The sequence below is a fragment of the Nostoc sp. DedQUE08 genome, from assembly GCF_034530895.1.
Lineage (GTDB): Bacteria > Cyanobacteriota > Cyanobacteriia > Cyanobacteriales > Nostocaceae > Nostoc.
Map to the genome: position 1 here is coordinate 22,017 of NZ_JAVRCD010000070.1, position 19,006 is coordinate 41,022.

Consider the following 19,006-nt stretch of genomic DNA (forward strand, 5'->3'; position numbering starts at 1 on the left):
ACCTGCAAAAATTAACCTTCCCTACGTTACGCAACAACTCTAAAAGATTTTTGTGTACGCGGTAGCCTTTTTAAGAAGGGCTAGGGCGTGTTTTCAAAGTCTTAGATCCCCCCAACCCCCTGATAAATTGGGGGACAAAGAGTCTCTTAAAGTCCCCCAATTTATCGGGGGATTTAGGGGGATCTAAAAAGTTAGGAGGCTAAACAAAAATGTTCGCTATTAAGAAATAGGAAAAACAGGTATTGCTCATGAACACTACTTTAACTGCTCCAACAACTCAATCCAAACCTCTACCCCCAGTTGATGCCAAGGCTAGAGTTAGCCAGTTCATGCGACAGTTGCAAGACGAAATTTGTCAGGGTTTGCAACAGCTAGATGGCGAAGGTACGTTTCAGGAAGATACATGGGAACGACCCGAAGGAGGTGGCGGGCGATCGCGCGTCATCCGCGACGGTGCAGTATTCGAGCAAGGCGGAGTTAATTTCTCTGAAGTCTGGGGTTCTCACCTGCCACCTTCAATCTTGGCACAACGTCCAGAGGCTAATGGACATCAGTTTTATGCCACCGGCACTTCAATGGTATTGCATCCGCGCAATCCTTATGTGCCAACCGTTCATCTCAATTACCGCTACTTTGAAGCTGGCCCGGTTTGGTGGTTTGGCGGCGGCATCGATTTAACGCCTTACTATCCGTTTGCTGAAGATGCGGCTCATTTTCATTACACATTAAAACAGGCTTGTGACGCGCACCATCCCGAATATTATCCAGTGTTTAAACCTTGGTGCGACGAGTATTTTTATCTCAAACATCGTCAAGAAATGCGAGGCATTGGCGGCATCTTTTTTGACTATCAAGACGGTCAAGGTCAGCTTTATCGAGGCCCCGATCCCAAAGGAGCAGCCGCAGATAATAGCGATCGCGTTGACATCCCACAAACCCGCAATTGGGAAGAATTATTCGCATTCGCACAAGATTGCGGTAAAGCTTTTCTACCTGCTTACACGCCAATTGTCAAGCGGCGGCAGTCAATGGAGTACAGCGATCGCCAACGTAATTTTCAATTATATCGGCGCGGACGCTACGTTGAATTCAATTTAGTTTACGATCGCGGCACGATTTTCGGACTGCAAACTAACGGGCGCACAGAGTCAATTTTGATGTCTTTACCTCCATTAGTGCGTTGGGAGTATGGCTATCAACCCGAACCCAACACCCCAGAAGCCGAGTTGTACGAAGTATTCTTAAAGCCTCAAGATTGGGCAAGCCTGACATCTCTTGTAGTTTAACTTTTGCCGTCAAAACATCAGAAATGTCATTTGTCATTTGTCATTAGTCATTTGTATTAACAAAGGACAAATGACTAATGACCAAGGACAATTTTACCAAAGTCCTCGCTGAAATTTGAAGTATTGACATGAATTTACAATCGCTCTCAAAACCTTCAAAGCAATGGACGCTGGCTGTCGTTTTTGCTGGTACTGCGCTTACAGGAATTATCGCTTTCTACGGTATTTCTCAATCAAAACCAATCGGCAAACCCGTTGAAGTTGTGCAACCGAAACCAAAGATTGAGGAAATTACCGCTTTAGGACGGATAGAACCAGCAACAGAAGTTATCAAAGTATCCGTACCTGCTACCTTAAGCAACGATCGCGTAGCCAAATTGCTTGTACAGCGTGGCAGTGGCGTTAAAGCCGGTCAAGCGATCGCTATTATGGATTCGCGCGATCGGCTGCAAAATGCTCTACTGGAAGCGCAAGCACAAGTCAAAGTATCCCAAGCAGAGTTAGCCAAGGTGCAAGCTGGCGCCAAATCTGGAGAGATTGCTGCCCAAAAAGCTGAAATCGATCGCTTGGAAGAAGAGTTAAAGGGCGAAATATCTACTAGAGAAGCCACTATCTCTCGCTGGCAAGCCGAAGTTAATACTGCCAATACTGAATATAATCGTTATTCCTCGCTTTACCAAAACGGCGCGATTTCTGCTGTGGAAGTAGATCGAAAACAACTTGCTCTAGAAACAGCGCAAGCACAGCTTACCGAAGCTAAAGCTAACCAAAATAAGAGTGTAGATACCCTACGGCAGCAAATCCAGCAAGCTAAGGCCAACCTAAATAAGATTGCTGAGGTACGTCCAGTAGACGTGCAAGCAGCCCAGGCCGAGGTTAACAAAGCGATCGCCGCAGTCAAAAAAGCTGAAGCCGATCTCGCTGAAGTTTATATCCGCGCACCTATAGCAGGTCGGATTCTCGATATTAAGGCCAAACCCGGAGAAGTCGTTGGTGAGAAAGGCATTGCCGAACTCGGACAAACCAGTTCGATGGAAGCGATCGCAGAGATATATCAAACTGATATTGGCAAAGTTCGTGAAGGTCAACAAGTAAAGATTTCCAGCGAGTCCTTCTCCCAAGAGTTGCGCGGAACCGTTCGGCTGATTGGACTACAGGTGATCCAACAAGAAGTCACTAGCGGCGAACCTGGAGAAAACCTCGATCGCAAAGTTGTTGAAGTGAGAATTGCACTCGCTCCCCAAGATAGCAAACGAGTTGCAAACTTAACTAACTTGCAAGTACAGGTTGCCATTCAGCCGAATAACAATATCAAACAATAAAAGGGAACAAGCAAAATTAAGAATTAAGTAGAAGGACTAAATTAAACCTAACTCGATCTCGCCGGGTTTCGACTGCGCTCAACCCTCTTAGAATAAGCTTACCGAGCATTGAGCGAAGTCGAAATGCGTCTTCTAAATAATTGTGTCCACCTACTTATTTCTGGAATTTTTAATCTTGAATTGGAGCGAAGCAACTTGACTATATTCAATAAATTATTTCGTAAAACCCCACTTGCTTGGCGGCAAATGAGCCGTCAAAAGACTCGATTGTTCGTTGCTATAGCAGGAATCGCCTTTGCCGATTTTCTAATGTTTTTTCAACTGGGAGTTAGGGATGCACTATTTGATTCGCAAGTTACTCCCTATACCACGCTTAAAGGAGATTTATTTTTAGTCAATAAACTGTCTGATAACTTGCAATCTATCAAAAGTTTTTCCAGAAATAAACTCTATAAAATAGCAGGTGTTAACGGTGTAAAATCCCTGACGACGCTATATGTGAGTCAAGCATCGTGGCGAAATACTGAAAATCGAGCTAGCCGTAAACTTTTCGTCTATGGAATCGATCCAAATCAGCCAGCATTTGACTTACCAGAAGTCAATCGACAATTGAATAAACTGAAGTTATTGAATCGAGCGTTATTTGATAGGGCTGGATTGGTTCCTCAGCTTGGGGACGTTCCTAGTTTGCTGAAAAAACAGAATCCGCTGATCGTCCAAACTAACGATTATCAAATTCAAATAGTTGGATTATTTAAGCTCGGTTCTTCTTTTTCTGCTGACGGCAATCTGATCGTCAGCGATTCTACCTTTTTACGACTTTTTCCCCAACGCCAAGCAAACGACATCGATCTGGGTATTATTGACGTAGAATCAAATGCCTCCATTGAGCAAGTCCAGGCTGATTTACGAGCCAAGTTACCGGATGATTTACTAGTACTAAACATCGCTGAATTCACTGCTCGTGAAAGTGCATATTGGTCTACAGGCTCCTCTATTGGCCCGACTTTTAACCTCGGTGTCGCAATCGGTTTTTTAGTCGGAGCAGTCATTGTTTATCAAATTCTTTATACTGATGTCTCAGATCATTTGCCCGAATATGCAACTTTAAAAGCAATGGGTTACAGCGATATATATCTAATTAAAGTTATCGCTCAAGAAGCTTTTATTTTAGCAGTTTTGGGCTTTATTCCAGGTTTTTTGCTCTCAAGTGGATTTTACATTTTTTTTCAATCCGTGACGTTTTTACCGACTGCAATGAAACTAGCTCGCGCGGTAACTGTGTTAGTGTTGACATTCGTTATGTGTATTGGAGCGGGAACGCTTGCCATACAAAAATTACGAGCAGCCGATCCAGCTGATATCTTCTAAGTTTTGAGTTGAAGTTTAGCAAAATATCGCATTTCAAAACTCATAGTTTTCTAGAACCAAACCAAAATTTACAGTTGAACTCTCATGCTGCAAGACATTAGTCTCGTAAATCAAAGCTCAAAACTCAAATTTCAAAATACTTGCCAACAACCAGTTATTTCAGTTTGCCATCTCGATTACTACTTCGGTCAGGGACAACTCTGCAAGCAAGTCTTGTTTGATATTAATCTCGACATTTATTCTGGAGAAATCGTAATTATGACTGGGCCATCTGGTTCTGGTAAAACCACCTTACTAACACTAATAGGTGGATTGAGAACCGCTAAAGAAGGCAACCTGAAAGTTTTGGGACAGGAAATGTGTGGGGCTAGTAAGCGGCAATTGATGGAAGTGCGGCGGCAGATTGGTTATATTTTTCAAGCACACAATTTATTGACTTTCTTAACAGCAAAGCAGAATGTCCGAATGTCTTTAGAACTGCATGATGAGTATCTAAAGCAAGATATGGATCGGCTGGCGACGGATACTCTCAAAAGTGTTGGTTTGGGCGATCGCATCGATTATTATCCAGACAGTCTTTCTGGAGGGCAAAAGCAGCGAGTTGCGATCGCTCGTGCCCTAGTCAGCCATCCTAAAATTGTTCTTGCCGACGAACCCACTGCTGCTCTTGATAAAAAATCAGGTCGCGATGTTGTAGATATCATGCAGCGTTTAGCTAAAGAGCAGGGTTGCACCATTTTACTCGTCACTCACGATAATCGAATTCTTGATATTGCCGATCGCATCATCGAGATGGAAGACGGACGGTTAGTACAAGAAGTAGGCAACTAGTTTTATACGATTAATTGTAGTTATTTGTGAAAGTCTGATGAGTCAAACTGAAGAACCAAAATATTGCGTATTGCAATCCTATGATGATATTGAAATACGGCAATACGAGCCAAAAATTGTTGCCGAAACACTCATTGAAGCCCAAAGAGATCGAGCAAACAAAGCTGCTTTTTCGATTCTTGCCGCTTACATATTTGGTGAAAACACGTCTGTAACCAAAATTGCCATGACTGCGCCCGTCACGCAATCTCAGCCAAGTGAAAAAATCGCCATGACTGCGCCTGTCATTCAACAAGAAGCGGGAGAAAATATTGCTACAAGCACTTGGGCGGTACAGTTCGTGATGCCCTCAGAATACACCCTGGCAACGCTGCCAAAACCAAAAGACTCTCGCATTACTATCAAAGAAGTTCCCAGCAACAAAGTTGCGGCAATTCGTTTCTCCGGCTCGGCTGGGGATGAACAATTGCAAGAAAAGGAAGCCAAATTATTTGCTTTTCTGGTTCAGCAAGGTATCGAGCCAAAAGGTAAACCGATTTATGCTTTTTATGACTCTCCCTTCATCTTGCCCGCATTCAGACGCAATGAAGTCATGCTCGAATTGAAATAAGACGGTTGGTTTCAGCTAACTCTAGAACCCAAGTCAAAATCTCAGGAGAAAAAATTATGATTGCAACGACTCGCTTAAAAACCACCCAATCGGCGGAAATCTTTGCTGCTGCCCAAAAATTAATGCCAGGAGGAGTCAGTTCTCCCGTACGGGCTTTCAAATCTGTTGGCGGACAGCCGATTGTATTCGATCGCGTCAAGGATGCTTACATCTGGGATGTGGATGGCAATCAATATATCGATTATGTCGGTAGTTGGGGGCCTGCTATCTGCGGTCACGCTCATCCTGAAGTCATTGCGGCTCTGCACGATGCGCTGGAAAAAGGAACTAGCTTTGGTGCGCCCTGTTATCTAGAAAATGTACTGGCACAGATGGTAATCGATGCTGTTCCGAGTATCGAAATGGTGCGTTTTGTCAACTCCGGCACAGAAGCTTGTATGGCTGTGCTTCGTCTGATGCGAGCTTTTACGGGGCGGGAGAAAGTAATCAAGTTTGAAGGCTGTTACCACGGGCACGCCGATATGTTTCTCGTTAAGGCTGGCTCTGGTATTGCCACTCTCGGCTTGCCCGATTCTCCTGGTGTGCCCAAATCCGTAACTAGCAGTACGCTGACCGCTCCTTTCAACGATTTAGAAGCAGTAAGAGTATTATTCGAGCAAAATCCTGATGAAATTGCTGGTGTAATTCTTGAACCTGTGGTAGGAAATGCAGGTTTTATTCCACCTGCTGCGGGTTTTCTTGAAGGTTTGCGAAAACTCACGCAGGAGTATGGGGCGCTATTAGTATTTGATGAAGTGATGACAGGCTTTCGCATCGCTTACGGCGGGGCGCAGGAGAAGTTTGGCGTTATTCCTGATTTAACTACTTTAGGTAAGGTCATCGGTGGCGGTCTACCCGTAGGCGCTTATGGTGGTCGCCAAGAAATTATGTCGATGGTTGCTCCAGCCGGATACGTGTATCAAGCCGGAACGCTTTCGGGGAATCCACTGGCAATGACGGCAGGAATTAAGACGCTAGAGTTGTTGCAACGGCCTGGAACTTACGAGTATCTCGATCGCATTACAAAGCGACTCACAAATGGGATACTGGAAATTGCTAAACAAACAGGTCATGCTGCCTGCGGCGATCGCATTAACGGCATGTTTGGTTTCTTCTTTAACGAAAGTCCAGTTCGCAATTATGAAGATGCCAAAAAGTCTGACTTAAGTAAATTTGCTAGCTTCCATCGCGGTATGTTGGAACATGGAATTTATTTAGCTCCATCTCAATTTGAAGCCGGATTTACTTCTTTAGCTCATACCGAAGCAGACATCGATCGCACCCTCCAAGCAGCCCAAACAGTCATGTCTAAGTCCCGCTAGTGGTCTGTCAAGCCAACGAAAGCTGGGTGAGGCTGGGGAAAGGGGAAAGGGAAAAGGGAAAAGGGGAAAGGGTAAGGGATTTAAAACCTTTTCCCCCGCCCCTTATCCCCAGAGGGGACTCCACCTTCCCCCTTACCCTTTACCCCGCTTTCGTCACGAAAGCGAACTACTAGGCTAATGGTTTGAACTTAGATAACTGCTCCTAAAGAGGTCAACGTGGCAGTTGTCGCCTCAGTTAAACCTTTAACTCCGAAAATATTCATTTGTTCATAGGGCTTACTTGCTCTCATGGTTTTTAAGCATTTGCCTGCTACGATATCCCAAAGTCTAATCGTTTCATCGTCACCGCCACTAACTAAGGTTTGGTTGTCTGGACTAAAAGCAACTGACCAAACCAAGCCTGTATGTCCGTGCAAAACTTTCAGGCACTCACCTGTAGAGACATCCCACAACTTGATTGTCAGATCGTGACTCGTGCTAGCCAGTATTCTGCCATCAGGGCTAAAGGCGATCGATTGCAACCAGTTTGTGTCTGCTTGCAAAACGTTGAGGCAGTCACCCGTGTGCGAATTCCACAGCCTGATTGTTCGATCTGGACTAGCACTTGCCAGGGTATTACCATCGGGAGCGATCGCAATTGCCCAAATCCAACTTGTGTGTCCTGCCAACGTTCTGAGGCAGTTACCCGTGTGAATATCCCATAACTTGACCGTTTGATCCCAGGAGCCACTCGCCAATATCTCGCCTTGAGAGATGAAGGTAACTGACCAAACCGCAGCGTCATGCCCCTGTAAGGTTCTTAAGGTTCGACCTGAACGAACGTCCCACAGTTTTATAGTACAGTCTTCACTACCACTTGCTATGGTTTGGCTGTCTGGACTAAAGGCAATCGATAAAACTGCTGCGCGATGTCCCTGTAAGGTTTTTAAGGTTTGACCTGAACGAACATCCCATATTTTTAGTGTTTTATCTACACTACTGCTGACTAGGATATTTCCTTCATGATTAAAGATAACTGAATGAACCGAGTTGGAATGTCCTTTTAACACTTGGAGGCATTCGCCAGTTGCGGCATCCCATAACCTCACAGTGCGATCGCGGCTGCTACTAGCAAAAATTTGACCAATGCTTGGCAAACTAGCACTAACAGGACTAAAGCTAAGAGAGAGTATTTGATTGGTATATCCTTGTAGGGTCTTGAGGCATTCACCTGTATCGGCGCTCCATAGCTTCACAGTTTGATCGTGGCCGCCACTAGCCAAAAGCTTACCTTGGGGACTAAAGGCAACTGCAAAGACCCAACTGAAATGTCCTTGAAGCGTTTTGAAACATTCACCCGTATCGACATCCCATAACTTCACGTGATGATCGTGACCGCCGCTAGCCAAAATGTCGCCTTGTGGGCTGAAGTCCACTGAAAAAACTCGATTAGAATGCCCCAGAAGTGTTTTGAGACATTCACCCGTTTGAGTCTTCCATAGCTTAATAGTTTGATCCTCGCTGCCAGTTGCTAGTATCTGACCATCTGGACTGAGGGTAATTGACCGGATTCCACTATTATGATGCTTTTCAAACGTTTGCATACACTTTCCAGTGTTGATATCCCACAATTTAACGGTGCGATCGTCACTACCACTCAACAGTTGAGTATTTCCCCTAAAGACAACAGAGAGTACCCAACTAAGATGTCCCTCAAGTGTTTTCAAGCATTCTCCAGTGCTGCTATTCCATAGCTTCACGGTGCAGTCATCGCTGCCACTTGCTAATGTGCAATTATCTTGGCTAAATGCAACCGACCAAACCTCATTTGTATGCCCTTCTAAGGTGCGAAGGCACTGACCAGTACTAACATCCCATAGCTTTATTGTGTAATCTGTGCTGCCGCTAGCGAGAATCTTACCATCAGGGCTGAACGTCAGTGATGTTACCCAACTCTTGTGTCGCGTGCAGATGAAGACTGGTTGCACATCGCTAACTTGGTAAAGATGAATTTCTCCATTACTGTCACCTACCGCCAGAAGTTCTCCATCAGGACTAAAAGCTACCGCATGAATAGCACCAAAAGTTTCAGTAAACGTACACTTGGCTAGATTGGCGTAAGCAAAGTTTGTATTTTGTAAATTTACATCTCGTAGGTCAGCCTGCCAAATGGTTAGACCAGAGAAATCATAGCCCGTTAAATTAGTTCCTAGCTGATTGAGTAAGTTAAAAATATTACCTGCTACATATCCCGGCTCCAAAGGTGACTTCTGTTGCTGCTTGAGTAAAATTTGAGTCAGTTGATATTCCAAGTTTTTTTTGCCTTCAAAGACTGGAATTAACCTGTTAATCACGGGATAGAGAATCAGACGAATTTGAGTCTCTCTTACATAGTCTTTGGCGGTAGCTTTGATCAGAGCATGGCTTTTAAAAAGCGAAAACTCCTGGTTAGCAATCTCCTCACAAACTTGTTCAACCAAGCGACTTGTCACGTACTCCATGACGACTGGCTGTAGGGTGAAGCAAGTTGTATGTCGTTCAATGAGCGATCGCCGTCCCAAAGATTCCAGCGTTTCAACTAAATTGAGTTGTGGAAAAGGCGATACTAAATCTTCTCGTAACTTGGAGAGGGTAACTGGCTCCCGATTAATCGCTAGCCAGTACATTACATGCTTTCCCTCATCAGATATACGCTCAAATTGCTGGTCTAATAGGTCGCGAAGATCGCCAAATACGGTGGTTTCCTCCTTTAAAAACTCAGAAATATAACCATCAAATAAATCTTGAATTGTAGTTGCGACAATTTTTAAGGCTAAGGCATTGCCTCCATAGCGTTTAACCAGTGCGCTGAATTGAGTTTCTGAACCCTTGAGCCTCTTACTCTTAAGAATTTCCTCTCCCTCTCCTTCTTTTAGTCCACCCAATCGCAAAGTTCGCACTGGCAAGGCTTCTCCTTCTAGAGAGGCGATCTCTTTAGGTTTTTCTCGCGTTGTGAGTAGCAAGCAACTCTGGTGCTCTGATTTACCTACTCGTTTGAGGAGTTCGCCATACTGCTCATATCCAACCCTATATTGTCCTGCTCGACTCCCACCACGTAATACAGCATCTACATTATCGAACACGACCAAGCAGCGCATTTCCTTAAAGTAGTTAAGCAACTGGGAAATCTTATCACTAACGCTTTCCGGCAATTCTGCCTCGGTTTCTTGCTCGTCAGACAGAAACTGAATGATGCTACCCAAGAATGTATCAATGGGTGGAGCGTCATACAGCGATCGCCAGACAATACAATCAAATTTGTCTTGCATTAGTTCTGCCAATTTGATCGACAGACTAGTTTTCCCTACTCCACCCATTCCGAGAATGGTAACTAATCGACACGAATCCTTCAGCAACCACTCATCCAGAGTACTGAGTTCTTCTGTACGTCCGTAAAATGCTAAGACAGAAACAGCTTCCCCCCAATCTTGACGGCAATTGGGGTCTGAGGTCGAATAGTAGCCTTCGCATAGGCAGCTATCAAAACCAAGAAAGAGAGCCTCAAGTGTTCGCTTGTCGACTCCCTTCCTACGGTTCAAAACTTTTCTAATTGTTAGAGGATCTAAGTTAGTGCGGTAGCTTAACTCTTCAAGAGTAAATCTCTTGCCAAAATTATCTCGAAACTCAAACTTGTGCCTTGCTTCCTCAAACTTCTGTAAACCGACAGAAGTGAGTATAACTCCGCGCTTGCGTCTTAGCATACCCAAATTCCTCTACAGACAAAGATAGATTTAGCACAGAACTTAAGTACTTTTTCACCCAAGATATATTTATAACTGTTTTCGGTTTTTTTTGATGGTGTCAATAATGACTTTTTTCTTTTTAACCGAAACTTCGCAAAATTGACTAAAACGTTTTCCACTCAATACTGGAGTTTAGACTAGTTCTCGGTGCGAAACTTCAAACCTTTATGGTGATTGATATACATCAAATTTTATCGACACCCACCCGAAACTTGAGCAAGTAGTATAGTACATTTGAACTAACAAGCTAGCAAAGATGCGATCGCTAGAAAAAATAAATTGACGAGCGCGATTTTCTTTTGTTCGAGTCTCTGGGGATAAAAATGATGACTATGATGACTTAATCTTAATGAAAGATGAACTTTTCTCAATTATTTTTGAGCTAATTTTAATAGTTAATCTAAAAACTCAAGCATCTGTTTGAGAGTAAATAAATGAGAGAAAACTGTTTGTATTTCTCGATATGTATAGTTGTTTTCAACCATCTGTATTGCCAGTCCCCATAGTTCTCTATTTGTATCTAGTATAAATAAATTTACAAATTGGGTAGATGGACAACAAGATACAGGAATAAAACGAAAAATTCCTGAATCAGGTTTAGCAAAATTTGCCTAATCACAAAATAAAATAAAAGAGCAAATTGGTAATATAACAGTAGTATTTGAGTAAATAATGCTTAAGTAGCTGAAAGTCGCAGCTATATAAAAAAGTCCGCATAGGCGGACTTGAGAAAATAGTTACTTCAAGAATTTCTGTATGTGTTTTAGTTAGCTGAAACTAACTCTGTCTCATCTTTAGATTCATCTCTCACCTTAAAATAGTAATAAAGATTACCAACAGTTAAGTCTGATGCCTGTTGCAAATTAGATGTAACTAATGTTTTATAACCAGTAATTCCAGCTTGATCGCTAATATAAAATTCATACTCTCGACGTAGTTCAGGCTCGAATATAAATAGTAACTGGTCACGAAGCGAATAGAAATGAGATTTTTCGGCTAAACTCTCATATACTAATTGTTCTGGCGGTTCTGCTACATTGATTGTGGAGTAGTGAGTCTCTGGACTATTAAAATCAGCGCTACTTAAAAGCTTTAAATCTGATGAAGGAAGCGATCGCATCCAATCAACATGATTTTGCCACGAATCCAATACTGCTAAATCATGATTTTTAATGCGGATAATTTCGGGAAAGAGAAAATCAAGCTCATCATGTGATTCGCAGCGATTAATCACGGTGAGAGCATCTTGACAGATTTTATCTTGAAGATGAGACAGGCGATCGCTAACTGCTGAAACCTCATTCTGCACTTGATAAGTTGCAACAATCACCTGTTCAATTGCCCAAGCACATTCGAGTCTGCGTAATTGACCAGCTGCACAGGTTTCTTCCAGTAGATGGGGATTACTGTAATCTGCTAAAGCCGCAAATAACATTCCCCTAACGCTATCAATCTCAGCGTTCCTCCGGCTGAAATCTTGCAATTGCATCGCTGAACGGAAGCGGTTCATCGCCTGGATAAACACTCCATACGCCCTCACTAAAACTGTGCGATGTTGTTCAAATTTAATATCTTGAGCTACTTGCTCGATTATTTGCCTAATTTCTACTCCTTGGTCTTTTAAAGCTTGTTTCAAGTCAATAAAACCGTTTTTGACTTCCAGCCTTAATTGCTCTACTTCTTTTCTTAATTTCAATGTCTGATGCAGGTTGACTGCTGTTAATGCTACACCTGCGATCGTTCCCACACCAATCAAAGCTGTAGTTGCTTGCAGCACACCCAAGCTACTTTGTATAGTTTGCAAGCCATTCAGTACAGCCGTAAAACCTTGCTGAGTTTGATACATTTGCATCCCACTGGTTACTAGATTAGAAGCTGCCATCAGTGGAGATAAAGGACTGTTGTTAACAGTAGCACCAATAGCATGGGCAATAAACTGCCCGCTAACTTTATCTCTAACCATGCTTATGGGTACTCCATTGCTAAAGACTTGTAGATATCTCCCAGCATCAATACCAGCTTGAATTGCAGGCGCAAATTGAAACAGCATATTTTTAGGTTGCTAAAAGCTAATTTTCTTGAGCCTAACTGGTATAAAAAAGTAAAGATAACCGTATTTATTCGGTATATTAATTAATTTTGTCTAAATCTGGGCATACTAAGCCTGAAAAACTTTCTCACCTTACATATTTTATGGATACTTCACTAGTTAGTTCTCAGGCTGTTGAGCTATTGTCGCAGATTACCGGACAAAAACTGACTCAAAAGAATCTCACACCACCTGTAATATTTCTGGCAAATTTAGTTACGGTACTGCTGGGAGTGATATTTGTAGATGGCATAGTAGCAGAGTCAGAAAAGCAACGTTTATTAACAACCCTTTATCGATTTAGCAATCCAGAAAGTGATGTGCGTAAATTGACACATTTGATGATTAAGGGAGTCAAAGATAATCAAGTTTATAAGCAAGTTAATAGCTTATTAGCATTGGCGGCTCCGCTTTCAGAGTCAGAAAAGCTTTTGTTGATTAGCTTCGGCTATGAAATGTCAGCAGCAAATGGTGAAATTGACCCCCACGAGAAAAAATATTTGGAGATGATTGGCAACCAGCTAGGCATTAAACCACAACATTTAGCAATTTTAGAGGCTGCTTTTATTCATCAAGGAAGTGTGGAGTTTGCTGTTTTAAATGAAGTGAATTTTTTACTCAATAATGCTCGATTTCAACAATTGGATAATATATTTGTCAAGGCGGCAAATGATATCCTAGCCGCTCTAACTGCTAAACCTGAAACTAAAGTAACTGGACAGCATAGCAATATATCTTATAGAGAATTGGCAAAGTTTAAAGAAAATCGTCAGCAATTAGAGACTTATTGTAATCAAGTTTACCAAGTGCTTAAAGATTGTAATGAGCGTAGTTTCTTACCTCATACTTTGATAGAAGAAATAGAAGAAGTATTTAAAAAAATTAAATTACAACGGTTTCGTTTAGCAGTTGTAGGCGAATTTAGCAAAGGAAAATCAACCTTACTAAATGCCTTACTAGGTGAAGAAATCCAACCTGTAAGAGCAATTCCCTGTAGTGGTACAGTCACAGTTCTCAAACATGGAATAAAAAAGCGCGTATTCTGTCGTTACAAAGATGGACGATATGAAGAGATACCTTTTGAGCAGTATAAGGTTAAGGCAGCTATTTCCAAAGAAGCTGCAACAGAGCATCGTAGTGATGAACTAGCACAATCTGATATTGAAGAAATTATTTTTGAGCATCCTGAGTTACTGTTATGCAAAAGTGGTGTTGAAATTCTAGATTCTCCTGGACTAAATGAACACCCTGATAGAACATCTATTACTTATAAATTGCTGAAAAATACTGATGCAGTGATTTTTCTAACGGATGCAATGCATCTACTTAGTGAAAAAGAAAAAGAATTGATACAAGATGTGAGATACCAACTTAATGGTAATCATGAATATCAGCCTGCTGAAAACCTTTTTATTTTAGTGAATTTTATGGATTCAGTTGAAGAAGAGGAAGACCGTCAAGATGTGAGACAGCGACTAGAAAGCTTTATTAAAAACAAAAATTTACTTATTTCAAATGGTGAACACCGTGTCCATTACATTTCTGCAAAAGCTTCCTTAAAGGCTATTTTAAATAATAGGGATAATGAATATCTAAAAACATTTCATACTTTCACTCAATCTTTAGAAAAGTTTTTGACAATTGAGCGCGGGTATTTACAAAATAAGCAATTCGTAAATAAAATAAATGACCGTATTCAAGCAGGATTAGATGGTTTGCGTCAGGCTAAGGATACTTTAGACGGTAATATAAAACTTTCTGAAGCTGGAAAGTTAGAAATATTAGAGCAAATTGGAGAAGCAAGTGGACGTGATGTCAGAATACAAGTTTTAGCTAATGAAGTAAGAGATTTAGCATTGGAGGAAGCAAACGAATCTTGGCACGAATGGATTGAAGGATTAATTGAAAGATTAGCGAATAAGTTAGAACACTGGACTTCATCACATAATCCAATTTTTAGTCAACAGCAACTTAGGCAAGATTATGTTAATCAATTCATCCGTGATTTACAAAATGAAATTGATGTATGGGGCGAAAAAGAACTTAAAAATAAAATCCTTAAACCACACTTTGAATTTTTAGATAAATGTATTAATGAAGAATTAAATGCACTTCGAGATAGATTGCAGGTTATTGACAAAGAAGTAAATACTAATTTCAGCAAACAAATAAATTTGGCAATAAATGATATCGGAGATAGTTTTGGTGATTTATTTTCTTACATCAGTGGAGGTCTTTTTGCAGGTGGGTTAGGCGCTGGTTTACTAATGTTACTGGGACTAGGTGGCCCAATTATGTGGGCGGTAACGGGTGTAGGGGCTGCAATAGCTGGAGCGCTAGGCTTCGGAATGAGTGGAATTCATGATCAAATTAAGCTCAAAGTATTTAAAACAGGCTGTGAAAAATTTGCTAAATCTACAGAACAACTTACAGATAAAATTGGCGAAACTATCGGTTTAGTTTTTGACAATCGAATAGAAGCAGCAGTTAAAGTTATTGAGAAAGCTATTTGTTTGTGCGAAAATCTCCTCGAACAGCAGGAAAAAGCTCACAACGAAACTCTGGAACAACGTGAGGCTGAAAAGATGTGGATTTACCAAAAGCGCCAAGAACTTGAGCAAGTACAGAATGGGCTGGAAGTCATTCTCAGTAAATGCACCAGTGATAGTAAAAATTAAACAACTCAATGATCTCAAAAGACATATTACAGACATCCTCCACGCAGTTATATCTGGCTAAAATGCTTTAAGAAGCGATCGCGCTTTTTTATAATCGCCAGTCTCATAATGTCATTTACAGATAAACGTCCTCTGGGTTGGTTGTTGCAGCAGTTTCAACTCCAGCCAGGTAAACCCGCCCTTTCCTCTGGATTGCGTAGCCTTTTTGTACTGGGTGTCCCGATTGGAATTGGCATCATTACAGGTCATACTGCTGAAAGTGCGATCGCCACTATGGCAGCTTGGTTCGTTGGGATGGTAAATGTTGACGGAGCCTACCGTCAGCGAGCGATCGCGATGATCGCAGCTACGATTGGAGTAACTGTAATGTTCCTAATCGCAAGTTTGGTTAGCGATCATCTCTGGTTAGCTGTCCCGACCACGTTCTTGGTAATATTTATAGCAGGTTTAGCAAATCTCTATGGCAACGTGGCTTCATCTGTCAGCTTGATTACTTCGATTATGTTTGTGATTGCGCTGGCTAGATTCGCTTCATTTTCTAATTTGTCTACTCTTATTCAACACTGTGCGTTATGTCTAGCTGGTGGAACATGGACAACTATCTTGTCATTGGGACTGTGGGCAGTGCGTCCTGATGTACCTGCAATACAGACAGTCGCTAACTGTTATCTCTCATTGAGCAATTTTGTGGATTTGGCAAGTCAGAGAGCATTAAATCCAAAGGATCGGCAGCAGTGGGAACAGCGATTTTTGCAAGCTCAAGATACAGTCATTCAAAACTTAACATTTGCCCGTAGCGTCTGGACAACTATCTGGACTAGGCAAAGAGGAGCTACCCTACGGGGAAATCAGTTACTCGTATTAATTGAGGATATAAATCAAATTGTCAATTCTGTTGTAGCACTGAGCGAACTATTAGCGATCGCATCCGAACATCAACTCTTTTCTCGATTACAGCCAGAAATTCAGCAAGTGATAGAAGAGTCGGCAATTGCTCTGCAAATGTTATCACAAGCGATCGCCAAAGGAAAAAACTCACCTCACTTAGGGGATCTCGATCGGAGTCTTGAAGCACTAGAACACCAAAGGCAAGTTCTGCGTTCGCAAGTCCTCAATCAAACTATCAATGCTCAAACAGATGATTATTCCGATCTCCTCAACCTTGGGAAAATTACAGCCAGTCTGACAAAGCTAGTAGAACAAATTCATACTGATGCAGAGATTGCTACAGATTTAAGCCAAGGAAAACTGCGTAACAGCATTGCCCAGCGAGATATTTCTCCGCCAGCCCAACCAGAGCGTTCTACAATTATTGATACGCTGCGAAATAATTTCACTTTTGATTCAGTCCTCTTTCGTCATGCGTTGCGCCTCGCACTAATCGTAACTTTTGCTGAATTAATTGCCTCGCTATTCCAACTACCTAGAGGCTACTGGATAACGCTCACAGCTTTAGTTGCACTTAAACCCAACTTTGGCGGAACGTCACAGACAACAGTCCAAAGAGTCATCGGTACTATTTTAGGTGGAATTATTGGCATTGCTCTGGTTTTACTAGTTAAGAATCAATTGGCGATCGCAGTTTGTTTCCTGGTGCTGGTGTTTGTGGCGATGTCAGTGCGATCGTTAAGCTACAGTATATTCACCATACTACTCACTCCCGCCATCATATTGCTACTCAACATGATTAGTGCAGGTGGCTGGCAGGTTGGAGTATTGCGGATCTTCGATAGCTTTGCTGGGGGTGCCTTAGCACTGCTTGGTAGCTATTTGCTTTTCCCGCGTTGGGAACGACAGCAACTTCCTGCACAACTAGAAAAGACAATTCGAGCTAATCTTGCTTACTTTCAGCAAGTAATAGCTAACTATCTCCATCCAGAACATAATGCATTTGCTGATTCTATCAACATGCTACGCCACCAAGCAGCACTAGAGAACGTCAACGCTAACGCCGCAGCTCAACGATTGTTCAGCGAACCTCGTCATATTCAGGGAGAAATCGAACCTGTAATGACGTTGATGGCATATATTCGTGGCTTTTTCAGTTCGGTAACAACTTTGGCAGAACATCTGCGGGAATTTAGCGGCGAGTACCAATTTACTGAACTCAAGCAACTTGCCGATACCATTGTCCAAGTTTTAGAAAACTTAGCAGATGCCCTTGGACAGGGACACTCACCCCAACCATTACCAGCGCTGGATAGCGATCTCGAAGCAATTCACCACCAAATCCAACAGCTACATACTGCTCGGTTATCAGAGATTGCTACCAATTCCAACACTTTAACTCCCACATTACAAGCCGTTCGAGAACAAACTCCACTTTCCACAGAACTGGATCGAATTGTTAATGAAATTAAAGTTATGCACTGTGTAATTGCTCGTCTGCAAGAATAATTGGCGTTGCAAAATAGTGGGATAAATTGGGTTATATTCACAGAGCTATTGCAAAATTGTGATAAAAGCATGACTAATTTATTTAGAATTGTGTCGCACAAAGTCTCACTCTTGATTTGTCAGAATTTCCCTAAAATCCTTAAATCACCGCTAAAAAAAACGGCGATCGCACTTGCAAAATCGTGTATTAGTATATGGTAATAGACAGTATTTTTTGAATAAAAGATGCTCAAGCGACTAGAAGTCGCAGCTATACAAAAAAGTAATATTAAGAGTTATCACTTAGTTTGCAAAAGCAAAGTTAAATAGTTAACAGCCTAGCAGTAAGAAGATATTATGACCACTGAGAATTTCGTCGTCCGCCCAATGAAAAGGTCGGAAATGGATTTGGCGATTACTTGGGCAGCAACCGAAGGTTGGAATCCAGGAAAGTATGATGCTCAATCTTTTTATCAAACTGACGAGAGCGGTTTTTTCTTGGGTGAGTTGAATGGTGAGCCGGTGGGGTGCATTTCTGCTGTTGCTTACGATCCACACTTTGCCGTTATAGGTTTTTACGTTGTGAAACCCCAGTTTCGTGGGCAGGGGTTGGGTATAAAAATTTGGAAGACAGCAATGGACTATCTGGGTGCCGATCGTAACATCGGCTTGGATGGTGCAGTAGCTCAACAAGATAACTACAAAAAGTCTGGTTTCAAAATCGCTTATAACCATATTCGTTATGAAGGGGTAGGTGGCGGTGTTGTGCCTGCTGGAATCGTGGATCTGAAAACAGTGCCTTTTGAAGATTTGGTGGCTTACGATCGCCAATTTTTTCCTTCTAAGCGATCGCTGTTTCTGCAACATTGGATTGAACAGCCAGAAAGTACTGCTTTCGGGTTTCTCAAAAATGGATCTCTTGCTGGTTACGGAGTTATCCGAGCTGCCCATACAGGTTTTAGGGTTGGGCCACTGTTTGCTAATGACGAACAGATTGCTGAAGCATTATTTCAAGCCTTGCTTGCACAAAATCCTGATGTTCCAGTGTTTGTTGATGTGCCGGATGCAAATCTACAAACGATTGACCTAGTTCAACGTTACCAATTGCAGCCAGTCTCTCAAACTGCTCGGATGTACACTAAAGAAATTCCTAGTTTACCTATTAATCGCATCTTTGCTGTGACAAGTGTAGAACTAGGTTAGAGATGGACAAACAACGTGTTTACATCCCTACTATATAATCCCACTGTAAGTGCGTAAGTTTTTCTCTTAGCTCGACTTTATCCATTTTTGGCTACGGGTCATCACAAATGTAGGCGAT

11 protein-coding genes are annotated in these 19,006 nt (G+C 42.0%); 9 read left to right on the top strand and 2 right to left on the bottom strand.

Translation table 11 applies throughout. From position 1 onward, the window contains the following. Nucleotides 1-248 precede the first annotated feature (248 nt). From hemF to hemL, 6 genes are all read left to right on the top strand, one after another. Nucleotides 249-1,286 carry an oxygen-dependent coproporphyrinogen oxidase gene (gene hemF / locus RMY64_RS31355; RefSeq protein ID WP_322702083.1) on the top strand — a complete coding sequence of 346 codons (1,038 nt, stop codon included), beginning with the start codon at nt 249-251 and terminating at the stop codon, nt 1,284-1,286. Between the two features lie 128 nt (nt 1,287-1,414). Beyond that, a complete protein-coding gene (locus RMY64_RS31360) occupies nt 1,415-2,608 on the top strand; it encodes an ABC exporter membrane fusion protein (RefSeq protein ID WP_322702084.1) in 1,194 nt (397 codons plus the stop codon). Nucleotides 2,609-2,803: 195 nt separating this feature from the next. Next, nucleotides 2,804-3,979, top strand: coding sequence for an ABC transporter permease DevC (gene devC, locus RMY64_RS31365; protein ID WP_322702085.1), 1,176 nt, complete (start codon nt 2,804-2,806; stop codon nt 3,977-3,979). A gap of 84 nt (nt 3,980-4,063) precedes the next feature. Beyond that, nucleotides 4,064-4,810 (top strand): DevA family ABC transporter ATP-binding protein, encoded by a 747-nt coding sequence (locus tag RMY64_RS31370; RefSeq protein ID WP_322702086.1) that lies wholly within the window; start codon nt 4,064-4,066, stop codon nt 4,808-4,810. A gap of 37 nt (nt 4,811-4,847) precedes the next feature. Continuing rightward, nucleotides 4,848-5,420: a heme-binding protein gene (locus tag RMY64_RS31375; protein ID WP_322702087.1), complete on the top strand. Its 573-nt coding sequence runs from the start codon at nt 4,848-4,850 to the stop codon at nt 5,418-5,420. A gap of 56 nt (nt 5,421-5,476) precedes the next feature. Next, the gene (gene hemL, locus RMY64_RS31380; RefSeq protein WP_416212170.1) at nt 5,477-6,781 is read left to right on the top strand and encodes a glutamate-1-semialdehyde 2,1-aminomutase; all 1,305 of its coding nucleotides are present in this window, start codon (nt 5,477-5,479) and stop codon (nt 6,779-6,781) included. A gap of 188 nt (nt 6,782-6,969) precedes the next feature. Here hemL and RMY64_RS31385 read toward each other — a convergent pair whose 3' ends face one another. Both RMY64_RS31385 and RMY64_RS31390 read right to left on the bottom strand, forming a co-directional pair. Then, complete coding sequence (locus RMY64_RS31385; protein ID WP_322702088.1) at nt 6,970-10,500, bottom strand: NB-ARC domain-containing protein; 3,531 nt, start codon at nt 10,498-10,500, stop codon at nt 6,970-6,972. Nucleotides 10,501-11,305: 805 nt separating this feature from the next. Beyond that, complete coding sequence (locus tag RMY64_RS31390) at nt 11,306-12,592, bottom strand: hypothetical protein (RefSeq protein WP_322702089.1); 1,287 nt, start codon at nt 12,590-12,592, stop codon at nt 11,306-11,308. A 143-nt stretch (nt 12,593-12,735) separates the two neighbouring features. Between RMY64_RS31390 and RMY64_RS31395 the strand changes: the two genes are divergently transcribed. From RMY64_RS31395 to RMY64_RS31405, 3 genes are all read left to right on the top strand, one after another. Then, complete coding sequence (locus RMY64_RS31395) at nt 12,736-15,309, top strand: dynamin family protein (RefSeq protein WP_322702090.1); 2,574 nt, start codon at nt 12,736-12,738, stop codon at nt 15,307-15,309. Nucleotides 15,310-15,417: 108 nt separating this feature from the next. Beyond that, on the top strand, nt 15,418-17,706 hold the full coding sequence (locus RMY64_RS31400; RefSeq protein WP_322702091.1) for an FUSC family protein: 2,289 nt from the start codon (nt 15,418-15,420) through the stop codon (nt 17,704-17,706). A 336-nt stretch (nt 17,707-18,042) separates the two neighbouring features. Next, nucleotides 18,043-18,888, top strand: a complete 846-nt coding sequence (locus tag RMY64_RS31405) for a GNAT family N-acetyltransferase (RefSeq protein ID WP_322702092.1) — start codon at nt 18,043-18,045, stop codon at nt 18,886-18,888. The last annotated feature ends 118 nt before the right edge of the window (nt 18,889-19,006 follow it).